This window comes from Bradyrhizobium sp. LVM 105 (assembly GCF_003957705.1).
Lineage (GTDB): Bacteria > Pseudomonadota > Alphaproteobacteria > Rhizobiales > Xanthobacteraceae > Bradyrhizobium > Bradyrhizobium frederickii.
This window is the reverse complement of the sequence record NZ_QZMV01000047.1, coordinates 1-12,529: the sequence shown is the minus strand read 5'-3', so window position 1 is coordinate 12,529 and position 12,529 is coordinate 1. Positions and strand designations below refer to the sequence as shown.

5 protein-coding genes and 2 pseudogenes are annotated in these 12,529 nt (G+C 58.8%); 5 read left to right on the top strand and 2 right to left on the bottom strand.

Annotated features, from left to right (window positions below; all coding sequences use genetic code 11):
- Window positions 1–415: 415 nt before the first annotated feature.
- Window positions 416–616: a hypothetical protein gene (locus D6B98_RS38855; RefSeq protein ID WP_347338659.1), complete on the bottom strand. Its 201-nt coding sequence runs from the start codon at window positions 614–616 to the stop codon at window positions 416–418.
- Window positions 617–761: 145 nt separating this feature from the next.
- Window positions 762–911: pseudogene (locus D6B98_RS38850) on the bottom strand (IS630 family transposase); the annotation flags it as partial.
- Window positions 912–953: 42 nt separating this feature from the next.
- Here D6B98_RS38850 and D6B98_RS38845 point away from each other — a divergent pair.
- From D6B98_RS38845 to D6B98_RS38815, 5 genes and pseudogenes are all read left to right on the top strand, one after another.
- Window positions 954–1,211, top strand: coding sequence for a LexA family protein (locus D6B98_RS38845; protein ID WP_126262158.1), 258 nt, complete (start codon window positions 954–956; stop codon window positions 1,209–1,211).
- A gap of 155 nt (window positions 1,212–1,366) precedes the next feature.
- Complete coding sequence (locus tag D6B98_RS38840; RefSeq protein WP_126262157.1) at window positions 1,367–2,488, top strand: IS110 family RNA-guided transposase; 1,122 nt, start codon at window positions 1,367–1,369, stop codon at window positions 2,486–2,488.
- 348 nt (window positions 2,489–2,836) lie between these two features.
- Window positions 2,837–3,945 (top strand): annotated as a pseudogene (locus D6B98_RS38835) (IS5 family transposase).
- Between the two features lie 3,638 nt (window positions 3,946–7,583).
- On the top strand, window positions 7,584–10,688 hold the full coding sequence (locus D6B98_RS38820; protein ID WP_126262155.1) for an efflux RND transporter permease subunit: 3,105 nt from the start codon (window positions 7,584–7,586) through the stop codon (window positions 10,686–10,688).
- Window positions 10,689–11,082: 394 nt separating this feature from the next.
- On the top strand, window positions 11,083–12,219 hold the full coding sequence (locus tag D6B98_RS38815) for an MFS transporter (protein WP_430642573.1): 1,137 nt from the start codon (window positions 11,083–11,085) through the stop codon (window positions 12,217–12,219).
- Window positions 12,220–12,529: the final 310 nt, after the last annotated feature.

Sequence of the window (12,529 nt, the reverse complement as noted above, 5' to 3'; positions counted from 1 at the left end):
GCCCGCTTCAAATCGCGCTGCAATGTCATCGGTGAGCGACAACACGCCTCAAGCACCTTGCGATCTTTCTTTGAAAGGCGGACTTCTCTTGCTTCGGGTATCATCCCGACCTTGAATCACGACTCACGTTCCAAGAAAAGCGGATACTAGCAATGGCCGTGCCACAGGTTCGTGACAGGAAACAACAAAACGGCCTCAAGCATTTTCCGGGGCTGGCTCGGACGCTGAGGCCGTATGGCCAGCGAGGAACGAGCAAGCAAAAAGACGACGACAGGCACCAATTTCTGAAGATCACTTTTAGGCTCGCCAGCGCGGAGACCGGCAGCCAATTGAGGCGACCTTACCGGCTCGCCCGGTCTGCTGCCTCCGGCTCGTTTTTCGATCCGGAAAAACCTCCAGGCTGGGGCCGGTTGGTCTACGTTGTCAGCGCCTTTCCCGGCTTCAGCAAACGCACGAAAGTCCCGCTCTCGTGTAGCTCGAGCCAACCCTTCTCAACTGCGTGCTTGATGCCAGCTCCGAACTCCGGTCCGCTGGCCTTGAGCGTGTAGAGAAATGGCGCGTTGATCCGCTCGATGTAGATGCGGCCATCCTGGACCTGCTCAATGCTGGCTGCCAATTCGACAAGCTTGCGCGCGGCGCTTCAGGGCTGGCGTAAGGTTGTTCAGCAGACAGCTTCAATTCTCAGCGATCCCTGGGCCACCAAACAGAAGGTGGATTACTGGCCGAGATCTTCGTGGTCCGCAAGACGACGAGCATGTCCTGGCGATCTCTTCGTCGCTGGCCTCGGCATCGGCAGCCAGCAAAATCTGGGCCCGCTTGAGCTTGCGGGACGCATGCTTGCCACCGCCCAGCAGCGTCTTGAGCTCGGTGCGCTCGACTTGGCTCAGTTCGACCCGATAGCGTACATTCATGCTGGCCTCCTTGATCGAGGCGAGCACGAACAACTGAATCGGATGGCCGGCGTGAGTCCTTCGGCAAAAACCTTCACGCCCAAACAGGGGCAGTACCTTGCCTTCATCCACCTCTATACGCGGCTGCACCGCAGGCCCCCGGCGGAAACCGACATGCAGGAATATTTTCGCGTCAGCCCGCCCTCAGTTCACCAAATGGTGCTGACGCTGGAACGCGCCGGCCTCATCAGACGGCAGCCAAGGACGCCTCGCAGCATCGAGGTTCTCGTCGATCCCAAAAGCCTGCCGGAGCTAGTCTGACTGCCCCAGATCCAACCAGTCAAAATCACTGTGCAGAGCCACTAGACCCTATGTTCGCGATCTGAGGTGACGGGCGGCCCGCCCCGCGGCAAGCTCCTATCGAGGGTTGCGCCGGATGGTCCGGCGCCGAGCCTCAAGCATGGGGAGCGGGCCTGATGAACGATAGCATTTTCGTAGGGCTGGATGTGCACAAGACGACGATTTCGGTTGCGGTGGCCGAAGCGATGCGCGGCGGGGAAGTTCGTAACTTGGGGATCATTCCTAACCGTGCCGATCAGATCACCAGGCTGGCGGAGAAGCTTGGCAAGGGTGACCGGAAGGTAAGTTTTTGCTACGAAGCCGGTCCCTGCGGATATGGCCTGCATCGACAACTGACGGGACTGGGGCACAACTGCATCGTGGTGGCCCCCTCGCTGATCCCGATGAAGGCCGGGGATCGGGTTAAAACCGACCGGCGCGACGCAGCGATGCTGGCCAAGCTGCACCGGAGCGGCGAGCTGACAGCCGTGTGGGTACCGGATGCGGCGCATGAGGCCATGCGCGACTTGGTGAGAGCCCGCGCCACCGCGATGCGTGTGCTCGGCAAGGCGCGGCAACATCTCCAAGGCTACCTGCTGCGACATGGGCGCATCTATGCCGGGAAGAAGGGGTGGACCTTGGCTTATCGTCGCTGGCTCACCACGGTGCGCTTCGATCACCCGGCGAGCCAAATCGTTCTGCAGGACTACATTCATGCCGTGACCGACGCTGAGGTCCGTGTGGACTGTTTGACCAAGCGGATCGAGGAGCTGGCGCCACAATGGTCGATGACGCCATTCGTAGAGGCCGTGCAGGCCGTGCAGGCCGTGCGCGGCGTCGCCTTCATCGTCGCCGTGACGGTGGTTGCCGAGGTCGGCGACTTCTCCCGCTTCGACAATCCCCGCCAGTTGATGGCCTTTCTCGGCCTCGTGCCGTCGGAACATTCGAGCGGCGCCACCATCCGACGCGGCGGTATCACCAAGGCCGGCAACGCCGTGGCGAGGCGCGCTCTGATCGAGGGGGCATGGACCTATCGCATGCAAGCTCGCGTCAGTCGCAAGCTCCATGACCGTAACGAGCGCCTGCCTCAAGCTATCCGCGATATCGCTTGGAAGGCACAGGTCAGGCTGTGCGCCCGCTATCGCCGCTTGTCGGCGGCCGGCAAACCCAAGGTGATCGTCACCACCGCCATTGCACGCGAGATGGTGGGCTTCCTATGGGCGATCACTCGTCAAGTACAACTCGTGCCCGCCGCCTAAGGGCGCTGCTCGACCATATTGGTGCCCAGGGCAGGAGGCAGGGCGCGGTGGGGAATCCTCGTGGCCTGTTATGAGCCGGCATTGCCGACGCTCGCCCCCTAGACCGAGGCAGCCCCAAGACGAAACCACGGTCATGCGGTAGCCAACCCGCGCATGAGAGCTTGATCAACCGTCGTCTTTGGCCCTGCCTCCTACCGTGGTCACCTTCGAAGTCACAGCGTCCGGGCGCTCAGCCGGAAGCGGCTCCGCTCGATCGAGTCCTTTGACAGCAGCAGGCTGTTGAAAAAGGCACTCGCCGTCGACCGGCGACCGTGATTCATTGGCTCCGACGAGATTCGGAGATGGTTCGTGCGCGGCGGGGACAATCGAACGGCCGAGCTGTTCAGCTACGTTGACCTGGAGGCGCGGGTGCGGCGTAATCATCCGCTGCGAGCGATCCGGACGATTGTGAACGAGGCGCTGTCGGCGCTGGAGCGCGAGTTTGCCGCGCTCTATTCGCCGATTGGGCGGCCGTCGATCCCGCCGGAGAAGCTGCTGCGGGCGATGCTGTTGCAGGCGTTTTACTCGATCCGCTCGGAGCGGCTTCTGATGGAGCGGCTGGAATACGACCTGCTGTTCCGCTGGTTCGTCGGAATCGGCGTCGACGATGCGGTCTGGGACCATTCGGTGTTCTCGAAGAACCGCGACCGACTGCTGGAAGGCGACATTGCGGCGAAGTTCCTGGCGGCGGTGCTGTCGCAGCCCAAGGCGAAGAAGCTTCTGTCGAGCGATCACTTCTCGGTCGATGGCACGCTGATCGAGGCTTGGGCCTCGATGAAGAGCGTCAAGCCTAAGGATGGCGCGGGCGAGCCGCCGGCGCAAGGCGGCGGGCGCAATGCCGAAGCGGACTTCCATGGCCAGAAGCGCTCGAACGACACCCATGCTTCGACCACCGATCCGGACGCCAGGCTGTACCGCAAGGGCAAAGGCAAGGAGACGAAGCTGTGCTTCATCGGGCACGGACTGATGGAGAACCGCCACGGCCTGGTGGTCGACGCCTGCCTGACGCTGGCTGACGGGTATGCCGAACGGGTGGCCGCGCTACACATGATCGAGCCTCGTGCTGATCGGCCGACAGCGATCACGCTTGGCGCCGACAAGGCCTACGACACAGAAGACTTCGTCAATGAGCTGCGCTTGATGAACGTGACGCCGCATGTTGCGCAGAACACCAGCGGCCGCAGCTCTGCGATCGACGGGCGAACGACCCGGCACGGGGCTATGCCGTCAGCCAGCGCATCCGCAAGCGCATCGAGGAGGCGTTCGGCTGGATCAAGACGGTAGCCGGGCAAGAGAAGACCAGCTTCCGTGGCCGTGATCGCGTAGCATGGGCTTTTACCTTCGCTGCCGCCGCCTACAATCTGGTGCGACTGCCCAAGGACCGACGGCACACGGTAAGACCCACGCGCTTGACATAATCGTCACCGGCGTCGAGAGACAACCTCCGAGTTTGGCGTAGTTACCTCGTGGCCCTTCGCCACCAGATAACTTCCTCGATGAAACAGGCGTTCGAACCAGCAAAGCGCACCATAGGTACCGATCTTTGACGAAATCGATGCCTTTCGCTGGCCCACGACCCATTCTCCCATGAGCGAAAGATGCACCGACGAGAGGCGGGAATGGCGAGCCGCAGGATGAGTCCCGAAGGTCTGATCAATTGATGTCCTCCTTTGCTTTACATGCCTCTCTGTGACGGCCAAAGGCGGCGATCGTATCAAACTCGTTGTCAAAGAGACTTTGATACGACCCTTCCTTTTCCAGTTTGCATTGAGGGTTGGGGTCTCATCGTGCCAATGAGCTCTGATGCGTCTTCAATACGTCCGCCACCGCGAAAACGGCTCGAGTGTCGCGCTGTTCTCGACGGTTTACAACGTAGTGGTATTGCTCACGGCAGCCGTGGTGCGCATCGAACGGCCGATATACGATCGACCTCAGCGTCAGATCCAGAACCCATCACTTGCTTAACTGAGGTGAGAAGCACCGTGGGCAATCTATGCTGAGGAGGCACCGTAATCAGCTATCCATCCTGGCACCCAGCGGAGCAGCGGAGAAGTTCAACCTGCCCAGGATTAGCGGGGTAAACGCGCATATCTTCAAGTTTGACCAGCAATTTCTCGATTGCTGTGCATGACCACCAATGCTGGTAGGTCACCCGAGGACGCTATATCGCTAAAGTATTACCGTACCCTGAGGCGACGGGCCTCGCAGGAAAGCCGGGTGCCTTACCTTGTGATCCCCGGGGGCTAACCATTGAGCCAGCGGCACGTGATAGGGAAAGCTCCTTGATATAGACGCCGAGTCGCATCCGCGCTGCTTTCTGTCGAACTCGCCAATTCAGTCTAGTTTAGACGCTTACAGGCTAATGGGCCTGATGAAGGCTTGGTAGCGCATTTTGACGAAACGGACACAATCGTCTTCGGTACGAGAACCCAGCGTGGAGCGGGCCCCGGTAAGCGGCGCGGCGTGTTCGGGTTCGAAAGCAACTGATGCGCGATCCGAATGGCCAGTCCTGCGCGATCAAAAAGCCGGCACGAGCCGGGGGGCGTGAGGTCACTCAGTCATAAACGTGCAGTGGATTGGCTGCGCGCGATCCGGCGCGTCGCCCCGGAGCGGCTGCCGTTGATCGCAAACATGCCGAGTGGCTACTATCCGAGGGGTAAACGTCGATATTGCTCTCGGCGGCAAGCGGCCACATGGGCTGCTTTCGTTATGTAAATTGCTGCGCAGGTCTGTCAGCTTTCGGTAAGCCAGCCCCGATAAACAATCGTTGGGTTTAACGGGTGCGTGGCAGGGACAGCGCATGAGCTGAAGGACCACCATGTGCCGAGTTACGCTTCCGTTAAGCTCATTGCACCGCGGATGCGGCAGAGATCGCTCCTCATGATGCCCCAGGCCGTCAGGCGCCGAGCCGTGTTCGCACTGCTTCCGACACACGGGCTAGGTCTCGTTCTGGCAATATTACTCGTTTTGCGAGCGCTAAGCTCCCGATTAGCATTTTGCCACCGCTAGCTGAGCTTGGAGCCTGTTAGCGGGGTTGCAGGGACAGCGCTGCCCCGTGGGGGACGAGCGCCGAGTGCTAAGTCCAATTAGCAATGGGGGCGGGCAAGGGATAACGTCTGCTCCAGTGCCACCAAACGGCGCCGCGCCGCACTGCACTGCTTCCGATCAATCATCACCAACCCTCTGGAAGGGAAGGAGGCTGCCTGCGAAGCCGCGGCCGCGGTTATCTTGGTGCAATTGTGTCCGCCATGTGTAGCGACGACGACGCCGACTGCGTTGCCGGTACTCCCTGTCGTGGCTTTCGAGGTCTCGGATAATCTTTCCAAAGGGACTGCTTCTATCGCGCTCCGTCTGGATTTACTCCGTCAACGTTCTCGCGTCTCTCATGCGCGTTTGGCCGTTCATTCTTGTTTATGCACAGCGCACGTGTCTGGGCATGCTGGTGTCTCCAATTTATCCAAGGCGAAGACCTAGCTTAGAGAGCCGCCGGTGAGGATGGGACCGACCGATTTTGGTAGGTGCCCTTCGGTACTTCTAGAAGATACAAGTTGGTAGCCTTGAGGATTTGAGCCTCCCGGGAGCAAAGGTGGCCAGCTCCAGTCTTCGTGACGGGGTTGGCCACCAGCGCTTGCGGCACATGCCCACAGGGCAGCTCAGGCCAACAAATGCATATTCGAGCGGCATATCATGTCCTTGCGGTCGCAAGCCCTTGCGGTGCTTGTGGCCAATCAAGCCCGTGCCGCCGATCAGTCTCTGGGACCATCGGATCGCGACGCCGCAATATTTAACATCGACGAAGTTCAGGCGATGCTAGCCATACTCGATTGCATGAAGCCCAACCTGCGGCCGAAGGAAGCACGGCAGATCGCTGCGCGCATACGCGCGCTTCTAGAGGGCCGCAAGGGGCAGCCGCTTCGGATAGGATGCCCGTGAGACCACTTAGATGTGAGTTTTCGGTCGGTTGTCCATCCCTGAACGAGGAAGCTGAAGATGTCGAATCTTTAGCGTACCCCCATGAGGATCGGATGGATACCCATAAGAATGCGCCTCTGACGCGGAATGGCCGAGGGGCCATAGTGCCAAGCGTAATCGTAAGGTGGCGTGACGAAGACTGCAGTGCGCTGCAGTTTCACCAAATGGCCAAGCGTTCCGCGAAGAAGGCGTGGATGGACCGTGATCGCTCCATAAGACATTTTGCATCGCCAAGCCAAACCCTGGCTGCCACGTGCCCGGAAGTCGGAGCGTTCGACGACCGCGTCACACAGGTGAAACAGATCGCAACCGAGGCCACTGCTGCGCCCCGCGGCGCTTTGTGCGGTCGCCTATGTTGGCTCAACGCGGCTGATCGACAACGTAATACTGGCGTTGCCAACCCGGTAGCGTAATGAGTAGCCAAACCGTGCGCAGTATATCGAGCAAGAAACACTCAAGCCACTGTTACAAGAGGCGTATCGAGCTGGTAGCAGAGGGCGAGCGCCGATACGAATTTGTTCGGCGCGTCAGCCAAGCGACAGCGCGTGCGCAGGGAATGTGTGAGGCCGTGAACGTTGTGTCCGGCAACCCTGTAAGTCTTGTTGGCGGCGATCAGCGGCCAATTCGACAAACCTTGGTTTAGTGCTTTGCAGCCGATGCTATATCACCCACTTACCTTCGTAGAGTTGAGCGCCGGTTAGATCGTTTGTACTTTCGATGTCGAACCTAGATCATTCGATCTGCGGTTCAGTGCGAAGTTTGAACTGATGCCTTGCCAGAAGTCGGCGCGTTCCAATCAGGTGTTGAGACGAACATCTTGTTGCACGCAAAAAGGGCAGGAGCTTCCTAGAAGGTGCCACTATCGAGATCCCGATCAGCCACCAGATCAGCGGAATAGCATTTTATTGAGCGACGAAATTGGAAGCGGAGGACAGGGCGTCCACGCTCGCCAGCGCGTGAGCTCTTAGAGTAGCCAATAACGCGTCGCTTGTGCTCGGGTCTCTAGTACAGTCGCCGCATTGATGATCATCGCTGGTGTGCGTTGCCGGCGAATTTGCATATTCCTCTTGAAATGCGAGTCGAGATGGCATTTACCGAGCTTTTCATCAAACGTCCGGTATTGTCTGTCGTCGTTAGTTGCCTGATCTTACTGATCGGCTTTCGCGCGGCCACCGAACTGCCGATCCGGCAATATCCCAAGCTATCTAATACGGTCGTCAATATCACGACTTCCTATCCTGGGGCCTCGGCCGACACGATCCAGGGGTTCATCACCACTCCCCTGGAGCAGGCAGTCGCTTCCGCCGAGGGCGTCGACTACGTTATTTCCTCATCGGTGCTCGGTACCTCCACGATCCAAGTCTACATCAAGCTCAATTTTGATCCCAATGAAGCGCTCACCGAGGTGCTCTCCAAGGTAAACTCAGTCAAATACTTAATTCCGAAGGAATCGAACGATCCGGTCGTCACTAAGTCGACCGGTCAGGCCACCGCTGTCATGTATATCGCCTTCTCCAGCGAGGAATTGGCGGCCAGCGCGATCTCCGACTACCTCTCGCGCGTTGTGCAGCCCGCTTTGTCAACGGTCGACGGCGTCGCAGCGGCAGACATCCTGGGCGGCCAGAGCTTTGCGATGCGGCTATGGCTCGATACCGCGAAAATGGCAGGGCACGGCGTGTCGCCGGCTGAAGTTTCGGCTGCAATCGCCGCTAACAACTTCCAGGCCGCGGCCGGCCAGACCAAGGGCTATTTCACTATCTCCGATGTCACGGCAAACACGGATCTGCGGAGTGTCGATGACTTCAAGCGCATGATCGTCAAATCCAATGACGGTGGCTTTGTGCGCATAGCAGACATTGCGATAGTCGAGCTTGCCGCGCAGACCACTGACACTAGCGTCGCTATGAACGGCGAGCACGCGGTCTTTATCGGCGTCCGGGCAAGCCCGCAAGGCAATCCGCTAAACATAGCGCGAGGCGTTCGGGCGCTGTTTCCAGAAATGGAGCGTAACCTGCCGCCGTCACTGAAGATGAACGTGGCCTACGACTCCACCAAATTCATTCAATCGTCGCTCGATGAGGTGGAGAAGACGCTCATCCAAGCCGTCGTGATCGTGGTGGCGGTAATCTTCCTTTTCCTTGCCTCGCTGCGGTCGGTCATCATTCCTGTGGTCACTATTCCGCTATCGCTTGTTGGTGTCTGCAGCATGATGCTGGCGCTGGGGTTTTCATTCAATCTCCTGACGTTCCTTGCGATGGTTCTCGCAATCGGTCTCGTGGTCGATGACGCGATCGTTGTGGTGGAGAACATTCATCGCCATTTGGAAGAAGGTGCGCCGCCTCTAGAGGCTGCTATAAGGGGCGCGCACGAGATCGTCGGCCCCGTTGTCTCCATGACGATTACCTTGGCTGCGGTATATGCTCCAATCGGGTTTCTCGGCGGCCTCACTGGCGCGCTGTTTCGCGAGTTTGCGTTTACGCTGGCAGGAGCGGTGATCGTGTCGGGCGTAATTGCTTTGACCCTATCGCCGATGATGTGCTCGGTCTTCCTGAGGCGGGCAGAGGGGGGGCGGTTTGCAACATTTGTGAACCGCGGGTTCAGCACCATGACACGATGGTACGGCCGAAAGCTCGACCGCTCGCTCGACTATCGTCCGATTACCGGCCTGTTTGCGCTGACCATGCTGGGCCTCGTCGGCTTTCTTTATATGAATACTTCCAAGGAACTCGCACCCGAGGAGGATCAAGGTATCGTATTCGCTTTAACCAAGGCGCCGAGATACGCCAATATCGACTACCTCGATTATTACGGCACCAAGCTCGAACACGCGCTCCGAAAATTTCCAGAGACCGATTTGAGCTTTGTACTCAATGGTGTTGGCGGCCAGCAGAGTGGCATGGCCGGCATGTTGCTCAAGGCATGGGACGAGCGCAAGCGCTCATCGATCTTGCTTAAGTCGCTCGTCCAGGCCGAGCTGTCCAAGATTGAAGGCATCAACGCCTTTGCCTTTAGCTTGCCGCCACTTCCGGGCGGTTCGGATGGCCTACCGGTGCAGATGGTGATCAATTCGACGTTCGACTTCCAATCCGTCTACGAGCAGATGTCGAAGCTGAAGGAAGCCGCGCAGAAGAGCGGTCTGTTCATGGTGAGCGACTCCGACCTCGAGTTCAACCGGCCGGTGGTACGAATCAAGGTTGATCGATCCAAGGCCAACGAGCTTGGCATCACCATGCAGACCATCGGAAACGCGCTCGCCACCTTACTCGGCGGAAACTACGTCAACCGCTTCAATTTGCAGGGCCGATCCTACGAGGTGATCCCGCAGGTGCCCCGCGAAGAACGCCTGGCGCCGCAAGCAATCGGGAGCTATTATGTGAAGACTGCGGGGGGCTCGATGCTTCCGCTGTCGACCGTAGTCTCCATCGAGACTGCAACCGATCCGAACGCGCTCACCCACTACAATCAGCTCAACTGCGCGACCTTTCAGGCTGTGCCGATGCCCGGCGTCTCGATCGGTCAGGCTGTGGACTTCCTGGAAGCGGAGGCGAAGAAACTGCCCGCAGGCTTCAGTCACGACTTCCTTGCCGACGCGCGCCAATATGTGCACGAGGGTAACCAACTGGCCATTGCCTTTGCATTTGCACTCATAATCGTATTCTTGGTGCTTGCGGCGCAGTTCGAAAGTCTGCGCGATCCCCTCATCATCCTGATCAGCGTGCCGATGGCAATCGTCGGCGCCTTGATCCCGCCATTCTTTGGTTGGGCGACGATGAACATCTATACTCAGATCGGACTGTTGACACTGGTCGGGTTAATTTCCAAGCACGGCATCCTGATGGTTGAGTTCGCCAATGAGCTGCAGCTCAAGGAGAGACTTAACCGTCGCTCGGCTATAGAGATGGCGGCGCGCGTCCGACTGCGCCCGATCTTGATGACCACTGCGGCGATGGTCACGGGCTTCATACCCCTGATGACCGCAACGGGAGCTGGCGCCGCGAGTCGCTTCTCGATCGGGCTCGTGCTCGTCGCGGGCATGTCTGTGGGCACGCTGTTCACGCTCTTCGTGCTGCCGGCGGTCTATGTCGCGATCGCGTCCGATCATCGTGCCGATGCGAGCTCCGGCCGCGCGAAGATCGCTGCCGATCTCGACCTCATCGGCGCTGCTGATGCCCAGATGGCCAAGCAATGACGATAAAATCAATCCAGGTTCGCTCAGTGTGGTGCGCGAAGGAGCCTGCGATCTTTCACGTTCCCTTACGAATCGAGATCTTCACGTCCCGTTGGCTTTGCGAGGTTTGTAGGCTTTGCGACAAAGCCACAGTGAGCGTTGCGCCTCCGGTTGTCGCAGATCAGCAGAAACCAGTTTAACAGGGAAGGAATAACCGACACACCCTATCCATGGGCTCGACGATCACCGTCCGCTTGCCTAGTGAGGTAGTCCAACAATTTTTGTGACGGCATTGCATTTGCAGGGATAAAGAATGCCAGCTTGACGCCATCATTGTCGATAGCGCCGCCTGCAGGCGACGCACGCAGGATGAGGGGCGTCGCGCTCGCGAGCCGTTCTCTCAGGAGCGCCCGTGATACTGCCTGCTAATTGGTCTGCCGGCCTGCTTGGGATCCGGCTCGCATTTTTTGTGGCCGGATTCGGCCTCGCGGCCTGGGCGCCTTTGGTGCCACTCGCCAAGGAGCGGCTCGCGGTCGGTGACCGCATGCTTGGTTTTCTGTTGCTCTGTCTCGGAACGGGATCCGTTATCACGATGCTTTTGACCGGCGTATTGAATGCGCGGTACGGCAGCAAGCCCATTATCCTCGGGGGTGGACTTGGACTCGCGATCTTATTCCCGTGCCTTGGAATCGCCAACACACCTGTCAGGCTCGGTGCTACGCTGTTTGCGTTCGGCGTTTCACTGGGCTCGATCGATGTAGCCATGAACATTTACGCGATTGAATTGGAGCGCGTCACGGGCCGTCCATTGATGTCTGGCTTCCACGCCCAGTACAGCATTGGGGAATTCACCGGCTCTGCCGCCGTGACCTCGCTCCTGTCCCTGCAGCTTGGCCCGCTTTTTTCGACGTTGGTCTGTTCGGCGTTGATGACAATCGCGATTCTATCGGCCTGGCCGGGGTTGCTCGCGGCGGGGGCGGGGCAGCAGGGGCCATCGTTTGTTTTGCCCAATCGCAGTGTGTTGCTAATAGCTGTGCTCGCGGCTATCACTTTCCTTGTCGAAGGTTCAATGCTCGATTGGAGCGCTTTGCTTCTCGTTGAACGAGATCTTCTCGCGGAAGCGCATGGGGGCATTGGGTGTATGCTCTTCTCAATCGCAGTGGCCGCAGGGCGTCTCGGGGGAGATGCCGTGGTGGCGCGAATCGGTGACCGTGCCATATTGATACTCGGGACTCTGCCGATCGTAACAGGATTCTTGGCTGTGGTGGCCGCGCCCGTTGCGTTAATTGCTATGGCGGGGTTCCTGCTCATTGGATTGGGCATTTCTAATGTTGTACCTGTACTTTGTAGACGCGCCGGCAAACAGAAAATGATGCCGCCAGCCGTTGCGATCGCGGTCATCACGACAGCCGGCTACGCGGGTATACTCGTTGGACCCGCCGGCATTGGGCTCGTCGCACACATGTTTGGCTTGCGTGTGGCGTTTGGGATGTTGGGCGCGCTCATGTCCATCGTTGCGCTGTCAGCGAGGATGATGACAGACCATCGCTAAGGCGTTGGCCGAGAGGAAAGGGACACCAGTACGCTTCCGACTAATGACCGTCCAGCGGTCGGCACTTAGCGGCTTAGAGACGATGAGCTCTCGACTTCATGGTAGCAGGTCTCGATCATGGCCATTCTCCGTTTCCTGCAAGTGGTTGGCTGCGTCGTAGCTAGTATCCGCTTTTCTTGGAACGTGAGTCGTGATTCAAGGTCGGGATGATACCCGAAGCAAGAGAAGTCCGGCTTTCAAAGAAAGATCGCAAGGTGCTTGAGGCGTGTTGTCGCTCACCGATGACATTGCAGCGCGATTTGAAGCGGGC